We start from the raw sequence: 20,294 nt of genomic DNA, 5'->3' as shown, positions 1-20,294 counted from the left end.
CCCGGCGTTTATCATTTGAATTTTAGTGAATCCAATGGGTATGGAGATTGCGCTGACTCTGCTGACTGCTTTATTGGTTCTGACCACCGTTTTACCTGTCTGGCGGCATCCTCACTGGCTCGTCAGAGGGTGGGACTTTCCGCGTCTGCAACTGGCTGTGTTTGCGGTTGTATTGCTTGTTGTGAATCTTTGCTTTTTTCAGGCATGGGGATTGTTTGTGCTCGCACTGGCTTGCCTGTGCTGGCATCTGTGGTGGATTCTGCCGTATACACGTCTCTGGCGTTGTGAAGTCAATTTCGCAAAAGGCGATGATGTGAATCGCAGGCTCAGGGTGATCACGGCCAATGTGCTGACACCGAATCGCCGTGCGGATGCGTTGATCAAACAAGTGCATGCATTTCATGCCGATGTGCTGGTGACACTGGAATCGGATGCGTGGTGGCAATCTCAGTTAGATACGCTGGTCCGTGACATGCCTTACACGTTGAAATGCCCGCTGGACAACCTGTATGGCATGCATGTGTATTCTCGCTTTGCACTGGAAGAGACCAGCGTTGAGTTTCTGATTGAAGATGATGTGCCTTCCATGCACGCCTTGCTGGTCTTGCCGTGCGGTGAGAGAGTCAGAATGCATTTTCTGCACCCGGCACCACCCAGTCCGACGGAAAATCCTGAATCTGCGGAGCGCGATGCTGAACTGATTCTCGTTGCCCGCAGTGTTGAAGGTTCAACACAACCGCTGATTGTGACCGGAGACCTGAATGATGTTGCCTGGTCTGCAACAACCCGTCTGTTCCGGAAAATCAGCGGTCTGCTCGACCCAAGAGTCGGGCGGGGGATGTTTAATACCTTTCATGCAGACTATCCGTTCATGCGTTGGCCATTGGACCATATTTTTCACAGCCATCATTTCACTTTGCACAAGATTCAGCGTTTGCCCTCCATCGGCTCCGATCACTTTGCTTTGTATACCGAACTCTACCTTGAGCCTATGGCATCCCAGAAACACAATGGATTACAGCCAGAACCTGAAGATGAAACCTGGGCACAGGAGATCATTCAGGAAAAGCAGGTCAATGTTCATGATGTACCGAAGCCGGGGAAATAGGAAAACGGGGGAATTGCCGCTGGTAAATCTCTGTTTATTCGGGGTAATCTGGCAGCATTGCTTTTGTTCAGGGAAGGAGCCTGTCTTGAAGATTGCCATACTGACATTTGAAGGATTCAATGAGCTCGATTCACTCGTGGCATACGCGATTCTGAACCGGGTTCAAGCAAAAAACTGGCTGGTACAAATCACCAGCCCGACGCCAACCGTGATCTCTCCCTATCTGGAGGGCGCTCATGCCAATGTATAAAGTGTTTGGGCAGAGCGAGAGCAGAGGGGGCAATTTGATGGCCGTCTCCGAAGTGGCTGAGAATCCTGCGGGTTCAGGGATGCCTGTGGTGGTGGTGATTTCAGCTTCGCAGACAGCGGACTGGCGGTTTCGCTTTTTTTATCCGGATTCGAAAGAAGCGCCCATCTGTGGTCATGCTTTGCTGGGTGCTGCTTATCATTTGCCATCTTCAGCTTTTCGGGTGGAGACGGGTTCCGGCATCAGCGACGTCCGAAAAGACGGCGATTTAGTGTCTGTCAGCATGTCGTTACCCGTCGAAGTTGCGCCTTCGTTTCGCGAACTGCCTGAAGCGCGATGGTTTGGATTGATGTCTCACCAAATACGCTCTCAGGGTATTTTTAGTGCAGGGAAAGCGAAATGGTGTATCCAACTGGATACGCTGGATGCATTAAACGCCGTTCAGTTTGATATCGAAGCGTTAGCCAGCTGGAATCAGGGGAAAAACTTTAGCGGGTATATTCTGTATGCCATCACTGAACAGGGCCTTTATGCCCGGGCGAGCAACCCATTATTCAATATTCCAGAAGATGTGGCCTGTGCGGTGTGTTGTGCGGCGCTACCTATTGCTTTGACCACACCAAAGGTTGTTTACATGGGCTTTCCGGCCTATGCCAATGCGATACATCTGCATGCGGTTGAAGGTCAGCTTTGGGTGGGCGGGCGAGTTTTCCCTGCGACAGCCCAGCGAATCTGAATGTTTAAGACGAAACAACGAAAAACGGGATGTGAATGAAACAAGCGATTGTGCATGTCGCTTTGGTCGTCAAAGATTACGACGAAGCGATTGATTTTTATGTGAATAAGCTAAAGTTTGAGTTGATTGAAGACACCTATCAACCCGAGCAGGATAAACGCTGGGTGGTAGTTTCTCCGCCTGGCTCCAATGGTGTGACGCTGCTGCTTGCTCGCGCTTCGAAACCCGAACAGGAAGATGTGATGGGTCAACAGGCTGGCGGGCGTGTTTTTCTGTTCCTGAGCACGGATGATTTCTGGCGGGATTATCACCGGATGGTGGCTGACGGCATTCATTTCGTCCGTCCGCCGGCAGAACAGGACTATGGCACCGTTGCCGTATTTGAAGATTTGTACGGAAACTTATGGGACTTGCTGCAATTCAGTCCCGATCATCCAATGGCGAACCGGGGTAGGGTTGAATCATGAATCTAAAAGTCCATGACTGCGTGTCATTTATGCTGATCCGTGGCGATCAGATTTTACTGGAAAAGCGCAAGCTGACGAAAACGGTTGATCCGGGGTTGATGGCGATTCCCGGCGGGCATGTGGAGCCCGGAGAAAGTCTGGTCGATGCGTTAATGCGGGAAGTGGAAGAAGAGCTGACCGTCAAACCTTTACTTTATTTTCCGCTGTGCAGCCTGTATCACCCGACCACTGAGTTACAGCGTTTGCATTACTTTGTGGTGACGGACTGGCAAGGTTCGCTTTCCGCCCAGGAAGCCGAAGATCTTATCTGGACCTCGGTGTACGAATCAGAACCTGCCACTGTGGCCGCAGACAATATAGCTCTGGCTGAATACCGCCGGGTGATTTTACCGATGCTGAATGAAAATAACGGCACCGATTAATTCGTTTTGCTGGTTTGAATATGAGGGGAAGCGCATCGTGATCAGACGAATGATGCCTGAAGATGCCGGGCAGGTTGAGGCGTTAGTGAAAACGGCGTTTATGACTGGTATCGCACCGGGTTTGTCTCAGGCCGGGGTGCAAACCTTTTTCAGAATTGCTTCTCAAGCAGCCTTGTTGCTGCGTTTGCAGGAGGATCATCTGATTCTGGTACATGAAGAAGCCGGGCAGATTCTTGGCATGGCAGAGCTGAAGCAGGGCGCGCATCTCGCCATGTTGTTTGTTCTGCCTGAATGTCAGGGAAGAGGGATTGCAAAGCGCCTGTTGAATGCTTTGCGGCCGCATTGCCGGCAGTCGCAGCTCTCGGTGCGGGCTTCTCTGAATGCGGTGTCCTTTTATGAAGCCATTGGCTTTGAAAAAAGTGGCAGCCCGGCTGAACTGGCCGGGCTGCGCTATCAGCCTTTAGTCTGTCATTTGTCTGTCACGACAATGCCTGCAGATCAGCCTGCTTCAACGCTTTGGCAAAAGTAACGGTGGGCGAGTCTGATCGTTCATCTTTTCTGAACAGGACGCGCCAGTCGATATAGAGCCCTTGTTCAGTCACTCTTGCCGTGACCAGATCGGGATTCTTCAGATAGGGTTTGATCACCCAGCTTGGCATGATGGTAATGCCCATACCGGCCTCAACAAAAGCAACTACGGCCTCCGTCACCCCCGCACGAATGACTTTCGGCGGCAGCAGATGGTTCGGGCTGAACAGTTGCTCATACTCCCGGCCGGGCGCGGGCGTGGTGTGATAAGTAATATAGGTATTTGCAGCAATTTCTTCTGCGGTCAGCCATTCCTTCCCGGCATTCACATGCGCCTTGTGCATCACAGCGACCATTTCATCCCGGAACAGCTTTAATGAGCGAAACCCTGTCTGTGTGATTGTGCCCGAGACAATCGACACATCAATGGTGCCATTGCGCAGGGCATTGAAAGGATCGAGCGAGACATCCGGGATTATTTCCACAGAATAGCGCGGATATTGTTGATTGAACTGCCGGATAAATGGCGGCATCCAGTGGTAGCCCCCAAAGGCTTCGTTGCCAATTCGGATCACATGCTCAATGCCAACGGATAACTTATCAATATCATTCTCGGCGCGTTCCAGCTCACTCAGTACCACGGATGCAGACAGCAATAATCGCTTCCCGGCACTGGTTGGGATCAGCTTTTTATGCTGCCGGTAAAACAGTTCAGTATTGAGTAGCCGCTCTGCTTCACGAATCCGGTGACTGACCGCAGATTGTGTCAGACCAATTTGACTGGCGGCTTCAGAGACACTGCCTGCTTTAGCGATCGCTAACACCATTTGCAAGTGTCTAGTGCTGATTTTGGTGGCCATGATGTATGAAAAAAGTTAATGAAAATTGAATATTTTATGAAATGTACAGGCAAAAAAACGTCTCGTAAACTGAATTCTGAAAGGTTAATTACTCTGAAGGAATAAGGACATACGCTATGCGCCATGTGGATAAGGAACAGGCAGAGCCAACACTCAAAGTGGATCTGGCCCAGGAATCCGTTCATTGGGATCAGGACATGAGTTACGGCCAGTATCTTGCCCTGGGCCCGCTGTTATCCTGCCAGCACCCGGTGACAGAGCAGCATGATGAAATGTTGTTTGTCGTCATTCATCAGGTTTCTGAATTGTGGATGAAACTGTGCTTACACGAGGCCTACGGGGCCGTTGAAAATATTCGTCAGGACAAGCTGAGACCCGCATTTAAGATGATGAGCCGCATGGCGAGAATTCAATCGCAAATGCTCAACGCCTGGGAAGTGCTGGCGACGATGACGCCAGCAGATTATGCCAGCTTCCGCGATGAGCTTGGTCAGAGTTCCGGATTCCAGTCTTATCAGTACCGGGAGCTGGAATTTTTACTGGGCAATAAAAATGAAGCCATGATTCAGGCCCACCGGGCGCATCCGAAATATTACGATCATCTCAAGCGGGTGCTCCATGCACCAAGTATTTATGATGTGACGTTGTCGCTGTTGAAATCACGCGGGTTTGACGTGCCTGAGTCGCAGCTCAACCGCGATTTTTCACTGCCGTATCAGCCTTGCGAAGCGGTTGAAGCCATCTGGGCAAAGATCTATCAACACAGTCATGAATACTGGGATTTATACGAACTGGCAGAAAAGCTGGTGGATCTGGAGTTCAACTTCCAGAAATGGCGCTTCAGCCACATGAAAACTGTGGAGCGGATCATCGGATACCGCCGGGGCACGGGGGGAACATCGGGTGTGAAGTATCTGACCAAAGCGCTGGATCTACAATTTTTCCCCGAACTCTGGTCGGTGCGAACCTCCATTGAGGGGGTAAAGCATGACTAAGATTTGGGATATTTCACAAACCTTGCGTCAGGGTTTACCCGTCTGGCCAGGGGATACAGCTTTCCAGTCTCATTTTCACTGGGAAATGAGTGATGCCTGTCCGGTGAACGTCGGGCAGTTTACGCTGTCCTGTCATTCCGGCACCCATGCGGATGCACCGGTTCATTATGATGCGCAGGGTAAAGCCATGGCGGCGGTCAGTTTGTCTTATTACATCGGGCCTTGTGTCCTGATTGACGCGACACATGCGATTGGCTGGGTGAAACCGCAGGACATTATTGATCAGTTGCCGGATCAGGCTGAGCGCGTCATTTTCAGGACCTATCAACGATTTCCGCATGATCAGTGGGTGTCAGACTTCACGGCAGTTGCAGCGGAAACGATCGATTTGCTGGCGGAACGCGGGGTTTGCCTGATTGGGATCGACAGTCCTTCACTGGATCCGCAAACCTCAAAAACCATGCAGGCCCATCAGGCCATCAAACGTCATGGGATGGCGATTCTGGAAGGGCTGGTTCTGGATGATGTACCGGTTGGCCGTTATGAACTGATTGCCCCCCCACTCAAACTGGATGCACTGGATGCATCCCCCGTTCGGGCATTGCTGCGCAGTGTCACATAAGTTGCAGGAGTATATGATGATGCAAACACTGGACAGGGCTTATTTTGAATCCCTGGATCGCACGGATCCGCTGGCACATTTTCGTGAATCTTTTGAACTGCCTCCGGCACACATCTATCTGAACGGTAATTCTCTGGGTGCGTTACCCAAGGCAGCCAGACAAAAAGCAAGAGATGTTGTTGAAGGGCAATGGGGCAATGGCTTGATCCGAAGCTGGAATACCCATGACTGGATTCATCTTCCGCGCCGGATTGGCGATAAAATTGCCGGTTTGATTGGTGCCGATCCCGGCGAAGTTATTGTGGCGGATTCGACATCGGTGAATTTGTTCAAGCTGGCTGCCGCCGCAGTCAAACAAAATCCGGGGCGCAGTAAAATTCTGTCTGAACCGGGGAATTTTCCAACCGATTTATACATCCTGCAAGGCCTGGAACACTTTCTGGACGGTCAGGTCCGGCTGGTGACAGCACCCAGAGAGCGGTTGCTGGACGCTATTGATGAGGACACCGCTGTTGTGGTGCTGACCCATATTCACTACAAAACCGGTGCGATGTTCGATATGGCCGAATTGACCGCGAAAGCCCATGCAAAAGGTGCTTTGGTGATCTGGGATCTGAGCCACAGCACAGGTGCTGTGCCGCTTCATCTGAATCAGGTTCAGGCCGACTTTGCTGTGGGTTGTGGTTACAAATATCTCAATGGTGGGCCCGGAGCTCCCGGATTCCTGTATGTGGCCAAACGGCATCAGGCCACATTGCAGCATCCACTGAGTGGCTGGTTTGGCCATGCACGTCCGTTTGCGATGCGGGACGATTATGAACCGGCAGCCGGGATTGAACGCACCTTGTGTGGCACAACGTCTGTCGTGGGCGCGAGTTTGCTGGAGGTCGGGGTGGATTTGATGGCCTCTGCCAGTATGGAGCTGATTCGTGAGAAATCGATGCGAATGGGGCAGCTGTTTATTACGCTGGTGGAAGAGCGTTGCAGCAAATTCGGGTTTGGCCTCGCTTCTTCAAAGGATCCCGAAGTCCGCGGCAGCCAGGTTTCCCTGACCCATCCGCAGGGGTTTGCCATCATGCAGGCATTGATTGCCAGAAATATCATCGGTGATTTCCGGGCTCCCGAAATTTTGCGGTTCGGGTTTACCCCGCTTTATCTTCGCTATGTTGATTTGTGGGATTGCGTCGATGCACTGGCCGATATCATGGAAAATAATCTCTGGGATCAGCCTGCTTATCATCAATTGACGGCAGTGACCTGAACCGTTTCATGGTTGCCTGAAGCGATCGGGTTAACGGCCTCCGGCATCACCCGGTTGCTGAATCCGATGGAGCAAAACCATTGGGTTGAAAAAGAGAAGAACAGCCGGGATGCCAGATTCAGGTGAATTAGTTGATTGGTCTGATCGGTAAACTGAAATAATCATCCGCTTAGCAAAATGTACTTTGAGTTGATTCTTCTGGCACGCGAAGTTCTATTGCCTATAGTTGATTAGATGACGAAGGTTTTCTCTCGGAGGCCGGATGAAATTGGGCAAAATGAGATTCGGCTGGCTGGTTTTCAGTATTGCTGCAGCAGGTGTGTTGCTCTATACACAAGTGAAAGCACAACAGCCATCGTTCGACTGTCATGACATTGATGCCGGGAGTATTGAAGCCATGATTTGTCAGGATCCCGCTCTGGCTGTTTTAGACAATCAACTGGCTGAGGTTTACAGGCAGGCCGCTTTAAAAGCAACAAATGAACATCCGCCAGTCCTGAAAGCAGAGCAACGCGGGTGGATCAAAGGCCGCAATGAATGCTGGAAAGCGGCTGAGCCTCAAGCGTGTGTCACCTCAGAATATCAGCTGCGTATTGCAGCACTGCAAGCGACATATCGGTTAATCCCCCTCACTGCAACGGTGACTTATCTTTGCGATGATCAGCCGGGCAGTGAAGTCATCGCAACCTTTTTCCCAACGAATCCGCCTACTTTAATCGCGGAACGGGGCGACAGTGTGGCGCTGATGTACCAGCAGGAAAGTGGCAGTGGCGCCCGGTATGCCGGTCGGAATGAAAGCCTGTGGGAACATCAGGGGGAGGCGACAATCCGCTGGGGCTATGGCGCTCCCGAACTGAAATGCCGCCGCACCCTCTGAGACGTTGCTAAACAGTGACCAGAACAGAATCACAATCGCCAGTAACAGCAAAGTGGAAGACCACAGTATCAGTGCTTTGCGGCTGGCTTTTTTCGCTTGATCGGCCTGCCAGTACAGGGTGTTTGAATCTTCTTCCAGCAATTCTTTCGCTTTGTCCAGCCAGCTTATACCAATCAAAGTAAGTCAATGATCAGAAATAGCGCCGGAAAAATGTTTGAGAACAAGGCGGATTTTTTAGATAAGTCCTGATTCTACAATCAAAAAATCTAACGAAGTTATCGAATATTTTAGCAAGCTAGGATGACCAGTTATTTACTGCGATTGGTATTAGTGGCAGGATGATTTTAATGACTCGTTGCGACATAAATATCCTTTTATAACGCGATATACACCATAAAAGCGCCAAACAGCGTCGCAATGATCCCAGCGGCGCGTCCTTGTGCATCGTTCAGTTCAACGGCCCAACTGATGAGCTTTTTAAAATTCGCTCTGCCCAGAATGAGCAGAAATATCGCGGCGATGATGGCAAACCAGCCCACGGCAGCCACAACCAGCGGAATGGCCGTAGAATCGGCAAACTCAATCAACAGATAGCCCACAAGTAAACGGAATACCACTGCAACACCATGAAGCCAGAGCTTTTTTTTGTGTCGGGACAGAAAGTCCAGAATCAATCTCGGTTCTGCTGCGATGATCAGGCCCACAAAGGCAATCAACACACCCAGTAATCCGATCATCAGGCGCATAATACCCCCCGGATGCAGGGTGTGTCAGGCGCCTGTTGCTGATTTTGCAGTCGCATGTCTTTACAGCCTTGAAGGATGGCTGTCGGGATCCCCTTCTTCATGGGGCTTGTCATCATGGGAGACACCGTGCTCCTCCGGTGGTTCCAGATCCCAGGAACCCTCTTCTGTCCAGGGGTCATCATCGGGCAATTCTTCAATGTAGATTTCTTTATCTTCGAAGTCCGGCTGGTATCTGAGATCGAAATGCGCCGCTCGGATAATCGAAACACACAGCAGCACCGCCACGATTAGCAGTGGTACACCGCCGATCACACTGGCGGTCTGCAAGGTATCCAGCCCACCCAGAAACATCAGGGTGATTGGCATGAAGGACAGAGCGAATGCCCAGAACAACCGGTTCCAGCGCGCAGGTTCTTCGTCGATTTCCTTCTGAACAACGGCAGCAAGAATGTAGGAAATTGAGTCGAAGGTGGTGGCGGTGAAAATCACCGCGAGGATGGTGAAGGCCAGAATCACCAGCTTACTCAGCGCTAACGTGTTGAGCATGGCAAAGATGGCCGCAGTTGCCCCATCATTATTCAGGATGGAAATGACATCTAATTGTTCGGAAAGCTGCAGGTAAATTCCGTAGTTACCCATAATCATGAAAAACAGGAAACACCCCAGAGTACCGAAGAAAATGGAACCCACAACCATGGCTTTGATGGTACGGCCTCGGGAAATCCGGGCAATAAACAGGCCCACGCTGGGTGCAAACACCAGCCACCAGGCCCAGTAAAAAATGGTCCAGTCTTGCGGGAAGTGGGTATCCGGGAATTGCCGGAACTGAGCAAATGGCTCGGTCCAGGTTGCCATTTCAAACAGGTTATTAATCATCCGGCCCAGTGAATCTAACCCGGTGTTGAGCATGAAAAGTGTCGGGCCCGTGACAAAAATGAAGACTAGAATTCCGACGGCGAGCCACATGTTGATATTCGAGAGTAATTGGATCCCTTTTTTCAGCCCAGCATAAGCACTGTAGCCAAAGATGGCGGTACAGACGATCAGCACCACGATGCGGGTATACAGATTATTCGGGACACCAAAGAGCTCATGCACGCCCTGATTGATTAATGGAGCTGCAAGGCCCAGCGTAGTGGCGCCGCCGCCCAGCATCCCGAAAATAAAGAAGACATCCACGACTTTACCGAGCCAGCCTCGAGCGCGTTCATCCCCCAGAACCGGCATCAGTGCTTCACTGATTTTCAGAACACTGTGATTACGGACATAGTAGAAATAAGCAATCGGAATCGCCGGGATCAGGTAAATCGACCAGGCCAGCGGGCCCCAGTGAAATATGCCGTAAGTGACGGCCCATTTTGCGGCTTCATGGGTGCCACCGGGGATGTCAAAAGGCGGCGTCTGGAAATAGTAAGCCCATTCGATCATCGACCAGTACAGAATCGATGCCCCAATCCCAGAGCAAAACAGCATGGCAGCCCAGGAGAATGTTGAGAATTCCGGGTTTTCTTCCGGTGTTCCCAGCTTGATCTGACCGATATCACTGAAAGTCACATAGACCATGAAAATAAATGCCCCGAGACCGAGGATCAGATAAAGGACACCCAATTGATCGGTGACAAAATCTTTGGCGGATTTGACCCAGGCAGCACCGGCTTCCGGGAAAAAGATCAGAGGGAGAGTGACTGCCAGTAAAAGAAAGAGAGAACCAAAAAAAGTGGGTTTATCAATGATGTCATTGAACTTCGTAGACGACATCTCAACCTCCGGAAGTTTTGGATTCGTATGATGCAGAATGATTTCATTGTCACAGCCAGACTTCTGACAAACGAGGAGCCATCGGGCGGACGGAATCAGCTCAGTGCTGATTATAGTTGAGCTTTCAAACGCAGATGCTTCAAAGGCGAGGAAAGCGGTGAAATCCTGCCAGAGTTTGACCCTCGCTGGCAGGGGAGGGTTATTGTTGGATGATCGCTTTTCGCGCGTTCCAACTGGAAATGCGAAGGAGGATGAGGCGTGCGAACAGCTTCAGGCTGCAGCCACCGCATCGGGCCCATCTTGATTCAAAACAGTTCATTGCGGCTGATTGTGATCTCAGAGATATAGCCATGCTGGGCTTGTTGCAGGGCATTTCTGAGCATGGTCGCGGTTTCGTCCGGGGTCATCCACTCCCGGGTATCCATGGTTTCACCGCTGGTGGCCCAGAATTCTGTCGCCATCCCGCCCGGATAGACGCCAACGAGTTTCATGGGTTTGCCTTTAAGTTCAAGACGAACCGATTCAACTAAACCTCTGACGCCCCATTTCACTGCACAATAGGTCGACTCACCCGCTTTGGCCGACTGCGCGGCTGTCGACATCACCACAGCACAGGTCAGCGGTGTATTCCGGTAACGCTTCACGACTTCATGCAGAAAATAACTGGCTGACAGCAGATTGTTCTGAACCAATTGCGCGATGGCATCCGGTTCCTGTTTTTCTATTGGGCCAAAATAACCACTGCCCGTGCAGAAAATAATGGATTTTGGCGCGTGGGGCAGATGGTCAAACAGCTGAGTGACCGCTTGGGGATCGGCCAGATCTGCGGCCAGGGTGCAGATGTTAGCTGGCTGACATTGCTGTGCGACCGCATGAAGCCGTTCTTCGTGACGTCCGGTCAGGGTCAGCGCAATCTTATCGCGGGCATATTGTTTTGCCAGTGCAGCGCCCAAACCACTGCTGGCTCCGGTGATGAGAATCATAGCTTACCTTTTTGTTTCTTCTGTGTTTACAGGCAAGTATAGCGAGATTCCCTCTGTGTGGTTGTTGTGTGAGTCAGATTAGGTTTCCCCTGACACTCAAGTGATATGGCCTATTTATCGCCAGAAGGGTGAATTTTCAGCGATATGAATGTGCGGCTTTCAGAGCTCAGCACTTGGTGAGGATGAAATGGATGCGCATGACTTCGACTCAATTTGATCATCAGGATTGATAAACTCCGGCATTGATTTGGCGCAGCGTTTAATCGACTCAGTGAGTCGATATAAAGAGGGATGGTGCCGTGTGTTGGTTGGATAAGAAAATCCATAAGGGTAATAAATGGCCGGTTCAAAGCGGCGAGTGATGACTTCATGATTCGCCCAGACTCTGGCGGCAAAGGGTTCAATGATCCCAACAGCTAAACCCGCTGCCACCATAGAGTAGCCAGTGTGGGAGGTATCAATAAATAAATGCCGGGTGAGTTCTGATGAGACATCATTCACGGCACATGTCAGTTGATTCCAATAATTCGGATTGGTATCTAAAACTGTCAGCACTGATTCGCCAGCGAGATCGTTGGCCGTCACAACGCTTTTATTGAGTAACGGGTGACCTTTCTTGGCTGCAAAGACATAACGTGCATTCCCGATAAACTCTTGCTCGATACCATTCAACTGAGAGAGTTGAAGGCCCACAGCAAGATCAACCGCATTCGACTGTAACTTCATGATGATTTCAGCCATGCCGTCGGTATGGATGATGAATTTTTCATCCGGGTAGTATTTTCTGTGCTCTTTCAGGGCAAGTGGTAGAAGTGTGCTGGCAATGGCTGAAGTACTGGCGATTTTAAGCTCTCTGGGTGCACGGCTACGGATTGCTTCAGCAACGGATGTCAATTTTTCCAACCCCAGAAAGCTTTCTTCGACAGAACGGAAAAATTCACCGGCTTCGTGTGTTGGGTGCAAACGTCCTTTTTTTCGATCAAATAAGCGAAATCCCAGCGAGTCTTCTAAATCACTGATCAGCCTGCTGACTGCAGGTTGAGTGACATGCATTTCTACTGCTGCTGCGGCTGTTGTACCACGTAACATGATGTTTCGGAATGCTTCAAGCTGTCGAAATTTCATTCAAGACCCATAACATTTACACATTGAATATGCATGAATATAAGTTGTTGGTATCGAATTTAATTTACAAGATGGTTACAAGTCAACAACATTGATTTGTCTGGCAGGCGTGCCGGCTTGGTTTACCGAGTCATGACAACCAATCAAGCCCTGAACACAGTCAATTGTTCAGAACAAGGATGTGCAAATGACCGAATTTTCGGAAACTCCAATTCTCTCCGTATGCAACCTTTCCGTTCAATTTGGGAATACGCGGGTGATTGATGATTTGAGTTTTGATGTTGTGCCAGGCAGGACGCTAGCAATTGTTGGTGAATCCGGGTCAGGGAAATCGGTGACATCCCAGTCAATCATGCGATTGGCGGATATCGGCGGCGCAAGTTACCCGTCCGGCAGAATTCAGTATCAGGCTTCTCCATCGACTTCAATTGATTTGCTGACATTAACACAGCCACAAATGCGCCGTATTCGCGGGAAAGAAATTGCAATGATTTTCCAAGAACCCATGATGTCGCTGAATCCGGTTTTTACCCTTGGAGAACAATTGTGTGAAGCGTTACTGCTGCATGAGCGCATGTCGAAAGCTGAGGCATTCGAAGAAGCAAAACGATTGCTTCATTTGGTTCGATTGCCCGACGCTGCAGAGATGATCAAGCGGTATCCTCATCAGCTTTCAGGCGGAATGAGGCAGCGGGTCATGATTGCCATGGCGCTGGCATGCAGGCCAAAAATTTTAATTGCAGATGAACCGACAACAGCATTGGATGTCACGATTCAGGCGCAAATTCTCGCAATCATGGCCGAGTTGCAAAAAGAGCTGGATATGGCTGTCATTTTTATTACCCATGATATGGGCGTCGTTGCCGAAATCGCGGATGACGTCGTTGTGATGTGGCAAGGGAAAAAGGTTGAGCAAGGCACGGTCCAGCAGATATTTCATGCGCCTCAGCATCCGTATACACAGGCTTTATTATCAGCGGTTCCTCGTTTGGGGAGTATGAAAGGACGACAGCATCCGTGTCGTTTTCCTGTCACAGTCCTGGAAAACGATCAGTTGAAAATCGTCGGTCAGGAAAAAGAGCAGGATACTGCCAACTATCAGGTCGATCCTTTATTGCGAGTGCTGCACCTGGTGACGCGGTTTTCTGTGAAAAAGAACTTCTGGGGAAAGGACACACACAGGGTTCATGCTGTTGAAGATGTGAGTTTTGAAATTTATCCGGGTGAGACTTTGGCATTGGTGGGTGAATCTGGCTCAGGTAAGTCAACCATCGGGCGGACAATTCAGCAGTTACAGGAAGCCACCAGTGGTGACATTTATTACGAAGGCCAACCCATGAGCGCGTTATCGAAGCGTGAGCGGCATCGGCTTAAGCAAGAAATTCAGTATATTTTCCAGGATCCATTTGCTTCCCTTGATCCCAGAAAAACAGTTGGTTTTTCGGTCGCGGAGCCTATTCGGACACATCGCTTATTGACCGATGAAGCCCAGATTCAGCAGCGGGTTGGTGAGTTGTTGGAACGGGTGGGATTGAATGCAGCGCATGCGAATCGATTTCCTCATGAATTTTCCGGTGGGCAACGGCAACGCATTTGTATTGCCAGAGCGCTCGCATCCAAGCCCAAATTAATTATTGCAGACGAAGCACTTTCAGCGCTGGATGTCTCAATACAAGCGCAGATACTGAACTTATTTATGGCGCTGCAGGAGGAGTTTGGCATTGCCTATTTGTTCATCAGTCATGATATGGCTGTCGTCGAAAAGGTCAGTCATCGAATTGCTGTGCTCTATTTAGGACAAATTGTTGAAATCGGTCCACGATCTCAGGTTCTTGAATCACCCTGCCATCCCTATACAAAACGGCTGCTCAGTGCTGTCCCTGTTGCCGATCCCAATCATCAGCGGGTCAATATCCCGATGACAGGAGATATTCCCAGTCCTGTCCGGCTCGTGGGTCATGAGCCGGCGCCATTGATTTATAACGAATTAGCACCAGGACATTATGTTGCCCAAACCCTGGGAAATGGGGCACAACAATCATGCTTTGATGGAGAACGTATTGATGAAAACACCCATTCAGAAACACTGGTTTAAAGCAGTCACTCTGACAGCAGGTCTCACGTATTCTGCACTGAGTCTGGCTGCAGGAACTCTGACAGTTTCATCGCCACAGGATCCGGGGAGTTGGGATCCAATTGATACCTTTTTAGTGAATTGGGCATCGGTTGCGACGAATATTTTTGACGGCTTAACATATCGGGGCCCCGATCTGAAATTGCAGCCGGGTTTAGCAACCTCTTGGAAGCAACTCGATGACGGAAAAAGAATTCGTTTCACCCTCCGCGAGCATGTCACGTTTCATAACGGGGAAGCGTTTAATGCAGAGTCGGTTAAATTTACGTTTGATCGTTTGCTCGGGGATGAAGGAAAAAAAGGGCCACAGCGTTCGAATTACACTGCGGTTGAACGTGTTCAGGTTGTTGACAATTATACGGTTGATTTCTACCTGAAAGCGCCGGATCCTGTGTTGCTGACTAAACTTGCCGGTTATGGGGCCATGATTGTGCCTCCGAAATATATTCAAGAGAAAGGTGAGGCGTATTTTAATACGCATCCGGTTGGCACTGGCCCGTTTCAGTTTAAAGCTTATCAACCTAAAGTTTCGATTGAATTGCAAGCTTATCCAAAGTTCTGGGGCGGCGCACCGAAGCTTTCGGAAGTGAAGTATCGCTTCATTTCTGAACCTTCGACCGCCGTTGCGGAATTACAGGCCGGGCGAGTCGACCTGGTCATTCCGCCAACGATCCCGATTGCGATGATTCCAACAATTCAATCCGCACCTCATCTTTCTGTGGTGACCACACCCAGTCCGACAGTTTATGCACTGCGCTTTAATTCGCAAAGTGGTATCACCAAGGATGAGCGGGTCAGAAAAGCGATGATCTATGGGGTTGATCGACAGGCAATTATCGACTCGATATTAGGAGGACAGGCAGAACCGATTGCAAGCTTTCAGAGCAAGATTTCGTTTGGCCATGATCCGGAGATGAAACCTTTACCGTATGATCCAGCAAAGGCGATGCAGTTATTGAAAGCGGCTGGTGTAAAACCGGGGACATCCATTCAGATTGATATCCGGGGTAACGATGCAACGTTTAATGAAGTCGCACAGGCTGTTGCCAGTTACTTACAGATCATTGGCCTGAATGCAGTGATTCAGCCTTATGAAACGAATGTGCTGTTAAACGACATTATACCGGCAGGGAAAACCGGAGCCTTGTTCCAGCAGTCCTGGGGCGGATGGACGCTTGATTATGATAATACGGCTTACTTCATGTATCACACGGGCGAAAAGTGGAATCCGTATGATAGCGATGCAGCGTTAGACCGTTTGCTGGAATCACAGCGTTCAATGATTGACAGGCAAAAACGTGAATCAATTTTAAAAAATGTCGCGAGCTATACCGCTGAGCGTGCCTTAGAAATGCCACTTTACAGTCTGAATGCCATTTTCGGAGTGTCGGATCGTGTGAAGCATTTTGAACCGGTGCCTGACAGCCGTTTGCGTTTTACTGAAGTCACTGTTGATTCATTGTAAATTGCCACGCTGCGCAGCATAGGAGTCGTATAGCTGCAACCAGCATAAGGACGTGTTTATGATCAGCTTTCTGATAAAGCGATTGATTCAAGCCACTTTTGTACTGTTTTCCATCACTTTGGTGGTTGCGTATGCCATTCGTTTAACTGGCGATCCTGCCTTAATGCTTACTCAGGGGGCGGGGAGTGTCACGGAGGCAGATCTGGCTCTGATTCGAGAATCTTTAGGGTTGAACCAGCCATTTTGGGTGCAGTACACCGAGTTTGTGAAAGGGCTGTTTTCCGGCGATTTTGGAAATAGTTTTATGGGAGGGACGTCAGTCTCTGAATTAATTGGACTGGCCATGCCTGCAACGCTTTCTCTGGCACTCGTTGTGATGGCGATTTCTATCCTTGTGTCCGTACCATTAGGCGTTCAGGCAGCAGTATCGAGAGGAAAGTGGGTTGATCAAATGATTCGGATTGGTTCATTGATTGGCTTGTCGTTTCCAAACTTCTGGCTGGCTTTAATGCTGGTGCTGGTATTTTCCGTGACGCTTCAATGGCTCCCGCCAAGCGGGAAGGATAGCATCAGTAGCTTTATTCTGCCTGCAATCACCATGGCCATTATTCTGACTGCCACAAATGTTCGTTTGGTCAGAACGGCGATGCTGGAAACGTTGCAGTCACAATATGTCATGGTTGCGCGAGCGAAAGGCCTGAGTGAAAACAAGGTACTTTATAAGCATGCACTCCGGAATTGTGCCATTCCACTGGTGACTTATTTTGGTCTTCAATTTGGGGGGCTACTGGGTGGAATTGTCGTCATTGAGAAAGTATTTAACTGGCCTGGTTTGGGCACATTAGCGTTCGATGCAGTGAGTGCACGTGATTATCCAGTATTACAAGCCGTGATTACCGTTTTATCGATGTTGATTGTTGGGGTGAACTTGCTTGTGGATATTGCATATGGGCTGATTGATCCCCGGATCAGAACGGAGTAATACTGATGACAACTTTAACAGAGGCATGTCGCTTCAGACATTTCAAACAATTTGAATTTATATTCGGGTTCATCCTGACGGGCGGCATCATTTTACTGGTTCTGTGCTCAGACCTCTTATTTCAGGGGATGGCAGACAAAATCAATTTGTCTGCCCGGCTTATTGCTCCTTTTACGCAAGCGGAACACTGGTTTGGCACCGACCCTTTAGGCCGGGATATTCTGGCGCGTGTTGTTTCAGGCGGTACAGTATCATTGAAAGTTGGGTTTATTTCGGTGATGGGGGCAGTGGTTTTTGGTGTTCTCATGGGACTGGTTGCAGGATACTTTCGTGGCTTTATTGATGTGATTGTCATGCGTTTTGCTGATATCCAGCTGGCGATGCCCTTTATTTTGTTAGCCATCACTTTTATTGCCATTGTAGGCGGGGGACTGAAAAATATGATCATTTTGCTCATCATTTCTCAATGGGTTCAATATGCGCGTTTGGTCAGGGGCTCAGTGCTTTCACTCCGTGATCGGGAGTTTATACAATCGGCAAGAGCGATTGGGGTAAGCCATTTTCATATTTTGTTCAGTCATTTGCTTCCAAATTTGATTGGTCCTGTGATTGTGCTGATGACTCTCAATGTGGCAAATAATATATTGCTGGAAAGCAGCCTGACTTTCTTGGGACTCGGCGTTGATCCGTTAACGCCCAGCTGGGGAGGGATGCTGGCGAATGGCAGAACTTATATTCAAACGGCCTGGTGGGTGAGTTTTTTCCCGGGAATTGCAATTTTGCTGACAGTTCTGGGGCTGAATCTGCTTGGTGATTGGTTGCGTGATTCCTTAGATCCAACGGGGAGGACAGTCAGATGAGCCATTTAAGTTCAGGGACATCCCGCTCAACGTTGGAAGCGCTGATAGATGACTTCTCGCAAAAAGATTATCAGGGATTTCAGCTTGAAGTCTGGGTATTCGCGGACCATCAAACTCGATTGGCCGCAGAAAAAAAGCTGAGACAATTGGGGGTCGAAGCCAGAATATTCAGTGCTTATAAACCATTAGTGCACTTTTTTCTCGAATCTTTTTCTTTCGAACAGTACCCATCTCAATCCATTGAAATTGGTTATCCGGTCAGTCCACATGCATCACAAAAGCGCTTTCTGCTTGAAGCTTATCCTCTCGGCGCGATGCTTAAAGATAAACCGATTCGCTTTTTTCCGGATGAAACCTGCTCAGATTGTTATTCAGTCACTTTTTGTAATGAACCAGGTGAAAATAAAGCAGTGACTGTTTTTGCTCCCAACCATGTATCATCCTCGATCACGGGTGAGGAGAGCCTGTCACCGACGGGGTGGATTAAGCTTTATAACCCAGAGGGTGAATGTCTTCGGGACGAACGCCTGGCGACTGATTATGAAAAAGTATTTCAGGCGTTGATGAACGTGGTTCAATCCTATCCATGGCCTGAGAAGCCACCCTATTTCGAGCGATTGTGTGTCAGAGTGGCGATTCCTGTAAAGGATGAACCCGTGGGATATGAACATGAAGTCTTGAGTTTGAAAGAAGCACTGCATGAAGATCTCTACTTCTCAATTCAGGAGTGGTTTAAATTTCGGGAAGGAAAGTGCAAAACGGAGAGAAATTCTCAGCCTGGGCAAATCATTCCTTTTATCTGCCATTCTTCTCATCAGGGTTATGATTATGATTTAGACATTGAACCATACCCGTTATTCACTCCCGAAAGTGAGTTGCAGCCATTGGATAAAGCGTTTCAACCTTTATCCCACCGGCAAGTCGGTATAGCGCTTGATGCAATCCCGGGCAGACTCATCGAGGCCGAGACAGTGACTGGAAATAAGGTGAGGGCCATTTATCGCCAAGGGAATGAGAGTGCAGTGATGATCAGTGGGGGACAACACGCGAATGAAACAACCGGGGTGGTTGGTGCATTAAGAGCTGCTTTGCATTTGTCAGCGCGTCCACAGGCTCACTTTGTCATCTCACCTTTAGAAAATCCAGATGGTTATGCATTACATCATGAACTGATCAGAGACAATGCGAAACACATGCACCATGCCTCCAGATATACTGCTTTGGGCGATGATCTCGAGTTTCGCTCTAAAGCACCCTGGTATGAAAAAGAGATACGCCGACAAGCGTTTCAACTGAGTGGTGCACAATTACATATTAATCTGCATGGCTATCCTTCACATGAATGGACCAGACCTTTATCAGGTTATGTGCCCCAAGGTTTTGAGATGTGGACCATTCCCAAGGGATTTTTCTTGGTTTTACGGTATCAAAATACATCTGATTGGGCAGAATTTGCTGAGCGGTTTATTCAGGCACTGACTCAAAAACTGAATCGTTATCCAGAAGTGATCACGATGAACAAAAAACAGATTCGTTTGTATGAAATGCATGCGGGAGAGACTGGATTCAGATTAATTAACCAATTCCCATGTGTTATTTCAGCAGTCGAGCAATGTGACGTGCCGCTTCAACTGATCACAGAGTACCCAGATGAAAGCATCTTTGATCATGATTTTATTGCGGGTCACAATATTCAGATGGCCACTGTGCTCGCTGCGTATGACGTTTTTCAGTCTTTAAAGCAATTGAGTTTGGTGGAGGGAGCGGCTGAGCAACGCTCAATAACTTAAAAAGTGGAATGATTCAATTTTATGAATGAGGGTGAGTTATGTTTTCTGTGGAGCAGGAAGTGACTCCCTTTCACGCCCTGAATTTCAGGCAAAGAAAAAGCCCGTTCTTTCGAACGGGCTTCTCTGTATGGTGCGTCTGAGTGGACTCGAACCACCGACCCCCGCCATGTCAAGGCGATACTCTAACCAGCTGAGCTACAGACGCTTTATTCAGTTTTTGCTTCAACACGCTTTAGCATATTGAAAAAATTTGGTGCGTCTGAGTGGACTCGAACCACCGACCCCCGCCATGTCAAGGCGATACTCTAACCAGCTGAGCTACAGACGC

Annotated in this window: 19 protein-coding genes, 2 tRNA genes and 1 pseudogene; 15 read left to right on the top strand and 7 right to left on the bottom strand. The window is 49.2% G+C overall.

Annotated elements, in window-relative coordinates; translation table 11 throughout:
- The first annotated feature begins 34 nt into the window (after positions 1-34).
- The 6 genes and pseudogenes from Q4579_RS14900 to Q4579_RS14875 all read left to right on the top strand — a co-directional run bounded on the left by Q4579_RS14900 (position 35) and on the right by Q4579_RS14875 (position 3,509).
- Complete coding sequence (locus tag Q4579_RS14900) at positions 35-1,108, top strand: endonuclease/exonuclease/phosphatase family protein (protein WP_303565318.1); 1,074 nt, start codon at positions 35-37, stop codon at positions 1,106-1,108.
- An 85-nt stretch (positions 1,109-1,193) separates the two neighbouring features.
- Positions 1,194-1,310: pseudogene (locus Q4579_RS14895) on the top strand (AraC family transcriptional regulator); the annotation flags it as partial.
- Positions 1,311-1,344: 34 nt separating this feature from the next.
- A complete protein-coding gene (locus Q4579_RS14890; protein ID WP_303565316.1) occupies positions 1,345-2,091 on the top strand; it encodes a PhzF family phenazine biosynthesis protein in 747 nt (248 codons plus the stop codon).
- Between the two features lie 35 nt (positions 2,092-2,126).
- Positions 2,127-2,558: a VOC family protein gene (locus tag Q4579_RS14885; RefSeq protein WP_303565315.1), complete on the top strand. Its 432-nt coding sequence runs from the start codon at positions 2,127-2,129 to the stop codon at positions 2,556-2,558.
- Entirely contained in the window at positions 2,555-2,980 is a 426-nt protein-coding gene (locus Q4579_RS14880) for an NUDIX hydrolase (protein WP_303565314.1), read from the top strand. The genes Q4579_RS14885 and Q4579_RS14880 overlap by 4 nt, the downstream gene beginning before the upstream one ends.
- Before the next feature lie 37 nt (positions 2,981-3,017).
- The gene (locus Q4579_RS14875; protein ID WP_303565313.1) at positions 3,018-3,509 is read left to right on the top strand and encodes a GNAT family N-acetyltransferase; all 492 of its coding nucleotides are present in this window, start codon (positions 3,018-3,020) and stop codon (positions 3,507-3,509) included.
- Here the strand turns inward: Q4579_RS14875 and Q4579_RS14870 are convergent.
- Complete coding sequence (locus Q4579_RS14870; RefSeq protein ID WP_303565312.1) at positions 3,460-4,335, bottom strand: LysR family transcriptional regulator; 876 nt, start codon at positions 4,333-4,335, stop codon at positions 3,460-3,462. The genes Q4579_RS14875 and Q4579_RS14870 overlap by 50 nt on opposite strands.
- A gap of 149 nt (positions 4,336-4,484) precedes the next feature.
- Between Q4579_RS14870 and kynA the strand changes: the two genes are divergently transcribed.
- The 4 genes from kynA to Q4579_RS14850 all read left to right on the top strand — a co-directional run bounded on the left by kynA (position 4,485) and on the right by Q4579_RS14850 (position 8,123).
- Positions 4,485-5,363: a tryptophan 2,3-dioxygenase gene (gene kynA, locus Q4579_RS14865; protein WP_303565311.1), complete on the top strand. Its 879-nt coding sequence runs from the start codon at positions 4,485-4,487 to the stop codon at positions 5,361-5,363.
- On the top strand, positions 5,356-5,985 hold the full coding sequence (gene kynB, locus Q4579_RS14860; RefSeq protein WP_303565310.1) for an arylformamidase: 630 nt from the start codon (positions 5,356-5,358) through the stop codon (positions 5,983-5,985). The genes kynA and kynB overlap by 8 nt, the downstream gene beginning before the upstream one ends.
- 16 nt (positions 5,986-6,001) lie before the next feature.
- Complete coding sequence (gene kynU / locus Q4579_RS14855; protein ID WP_303565309.1) at positions 6,002-7,246, top strand: kynureninase; 1,245 nt, start codon at positions 6,002-6,004, stop codon at positions 7,244-7,246.
- 262 nt (positions 7,247-7,508) lie between these two features.
- Positions 7,509-8,123 (top strand): MliC family protein, encoded by a 615-nt coding sequence (locus tag Q4579_RS14850; protein ID WP_303565308.1) that lies wholly within the window; start codon positions 7,509-7,511, stop codon positions 8,121-8,123.
- A 374-nt stretch (positions 8,124-8,497) separates the two neighbouring features.
- On the opposite strand, the gene Q4579_RS14845 is transcribed toward Q4579_RS14850, so the two are convergent.
- The 4 genes from Q4579_RS14845 to Q4579_RS14830 form a co-directional block, all read right to left on the bottom strand.
- Complete coding sequence (locus Q4579_RS14845) at positions 8,498-8,869, bottom strand: hypothetical protein (protein WP_303565307.1); 372 nt, start codon at positions 8,867-8,869, stop codon at positions 8,498-8,500.
- A 60-nt stretch (positions 8,870-8,929) separates the two neighbouring features.
- Positions 8,930-10,627 carry a BCCT family transporter gene (locus Q4579_RS14840; protein WP_303565306.1) on the bottom strand — a complete coding sequence of 566 codons (1,698 nt, stop codon included), beginning with the start codon at positions 10,625-10,627 and terminating at the stop codon, positions 8,930-8,932.
- 305 nt (positions 10,628-10,932) lie between these two features.
- On the bottom strand, positions 10,933-11,610 hold the full coding sequence (locus tag Q4579_RS14835) for an SDR family NAD(P)-dependent oxidoreductase (protein WP_303565305.1): 678 nt from the start codon (positions 11,608-11,610) through the stop codon (positions 10,933-10,935).
- 159 nt (positions 11,611-11,769) lie between these two features.
- Complete coding sequence (locus Q4579_RS14830) at positions 11,770-12,735, bottom strand: LysR family transcriptional regulator (RefSeq protein ID WP_303565304.1); 966 nt, start codon at positions 12,733-12,735, stop codon at positions 11,770-11,772.
- Between the two features lie 187 nt (positions 12,736-12,922).
- Between Q4579_RS14830 and Q4579_RS14825 the strand changes: the two genes are divergently transcribed.
- The 5 genes from Q4579_RS14825 to Q4579_RS14805 are packed head-to-tail and all read left to right on the top strand — an operon-like array spanning position 12,923 to position 19,966.
- Positions 12,923-14,830: an ABC transporter ATP-binding protein gene (locus Q4579_RS14825; RefSeq protein ID WP_303565303.1), complete on the top strand. Its 1,908-nt coding sequence runs from the start codon at positions 12,923-12,925 to the stop codon at positions 14,828-14,830.
- Positions 14,799-16,334, top strand: a complete 1,536-nt coding sequence (locus Q4579_RS14820) for an ABC transporter substrate-binding protein (protein WP_303565302.1) — start codon at positions 14,799-14,801, stop codon at positions 16,332-16,334. The genes Q4579_RS14825 and Q4579_RS14820 overlap by 32 nt, the downstream gene beginning before the upstream one ends.
- A gap of 58 nt (positions 16,335-16,392) precedes the next feature.
- Positions 16,393-17,316, top strand: a complete 924-nt coding sequence (locus Q4579_RS14815) for an ABC transporter permease (RefSeq protein WP_303565300.1) — start codon at positions 16,393-16,395, stop codon at positions 17,314-17,316.
- 5 nt (positions 17,317-17,321) lie between these two features.
- Entirely contained in the window at positions 17,322-18,176 is an 855-nt protein-coding gene (locus tag Q4579_RS14810) for an ABC transporter permease (RefSeq protein ID WP_303565298.1), read from the top strand.
- A complete protein-coding gene (locus Q4579_RS14805; protein WP_303565297.1) occupies positions 18,173-19,966 on the top strand; it encodes a M14 family zinc carboxypeptidase in 1,794 nt (597 codons plus the stop codon). The genes Q4579_RS14810 and Q4579_RS14805 overlap by 4 nt, the downstream gene beginning before the upstream one ends.
- Before the next feature lie 128 nt (positions 19,967-20,094).
- Here the strand turns inward: Q4579_RS14805 and Q4579_RS14800 are convergent.
- Positions 20,095-20,171, bottom strand: a tRNA-Val gene (locus tag Q4579_RS14800).
- 46 nt (positions 20,172-20,217) lie between these two features.
- A tRNA-Val gene (locus tag Q4579_RS14795) sits at positions 20,218-20,294 on the bottom strand.

This window comes from Photobacterium sp. 1_MG-2023 (genome assembly GCF_030547945.1).
Lineage (GTDB): Bacteria > Pseudomonadota > Gammaproteobacteria > Enterobacterales > Vibrionaceae > Photobacterium.
This window is presented reverse-complemented; position numbering and strand designations above follow the sequence as displayed.

What these genes read in the sequence shown, in the direction of transcription:
- Q4579_RS14900 (WP_303565318.1), top strand. Translation starts at nt 35, where the DNA reads ATGGGTATGGAGATTGCGCTGACTCTGCTGACTGCTTTATTGGTTCTG.
- Q4579_RS14890 (WP_303565316.1), top strand. Translation starts at nt 1,345, where the DNA reads ATGCCAATGTATAAAGTGTTTGGGCAGAGCGAGAGCAGAGGGGGCAAT.
- Q4579_RS14885 (WP_303565315.1), top strand. Translation starts at nt 2,127, where the DNA reads ATGAAACAAGCGATTGTGCATGTCGCTTTGGTCGTCAAAGATTACGAC.
- Q4579_RS14880 (WP_303565314.1), top strand. Translation starts at nt 2,555, where the DNA reads ATGAATCTAAAAGTCCATGACTGCGTGTCATTTATGCTGATCCGTGGC.
- Q4579_RS14870 (WP_303565312.1), bottom strand. Translation starts at nt 4,335, where the DNA reads ATGGTGTTAGCGATCGCTAAAGCAGGCAGTGTCTCTGAAGCCGCCAGT.
- kynA (WP_303565311.1), top strand. Translation starts at nt 4,485, where the DNA reads ATGCGCCATGTGGATAAGGAACAGGCAGAGCCAACACTCAAAGTGGAT.
- kynB (WP_303565310.1), top strand. Translation starts at nt 5,356, where the DNA reads ATGACTAAGATTTGGGATATTTCACAAACCTTGCGTCAGGGTTTACCC.
- kynU (WP_303565309.1), top strand. Translation starts at nt 6,002, where the DNA reads ATGATGCAAACACTGGACAGGGCTTATTTTGAATCCCTGGATCGCACG.
- Q4579_RS14850 (WP_303565308.1), top strand. Translation starts at nt 7,509, where the DNA reads ATGAAATTGGGCAAAATGAGATTCGGCTGGCTGGTTTTCAGTATTGCT.
- Q4579_RS14845 (WP_303565307.1), bottom strand. Translation starts at nt 8,869, where the DNA reads ATGCGCCTGATGATCGGATTACTGGGTGTGTTGATTGCCTTTGTGGGC.
- Q4579_RS14840 (WP_303565306.1), bottom strand. Translation starts at nt 10,627, where the DNA reads ATGTCGTCTACGAAGTTCAATGACATCATTGATAAACCCACTTTTTTT.
- Q4579_RS14835 (WP_303565305.1), bottom strand. Translation starts at nt 11,610, where the DNA reads ATGATTCTCATCACCGGAGCCAGCAGTGGTTTGGGCGCTGCACTGGCA.
- Q4579_RS14830 (WP_303565304.1), bottom strand. Translation starts at nt 12,735, where the DNA reads ATGAAATTTCGACAGCTTGAAGCATTCCGAAACATCATGTTACGTGGT.
- Q4579_RS14825 (WP_303565303.1), top strand. Translation starts at nt 12,923, where the DNA reads ATGACCGAATTTTCGGAAACTCCAATTCTCTCCGTATGCAACCTTTCC.
- Q4579_RS14820 (WP_303565302.1), top strand. Translation starts at nt 14,799, where the DNA reads ATGAAAACACCCATTCAGAAACACTGGTTTAAAGCAGTCACTCTGACA.
- Q4579_RS14815 (WP_303565300.1), top strand. Translation starts at nt 16,393, where the DNA reads ATGATCAGCTTTCTGATAAAGCGATTGATTCAAGCCACTTTTGTACTG.
- Q4579_RS14810 (WP_303565298.1), top strand. Translation starts at nt 17,322, where the DNA reads ATGACAACTTTAACAGAGGCATGTCGCTTCAGACATTTCAAACAATTT.
- Q4579_RS14805 (WP_303565297.1), top strand. Translation starts at nt 18,173, where the DNA reads ATGAGCCATTTAAGTTCAGGGACATCCCGCTCAACGTTGGAAGCGCTG.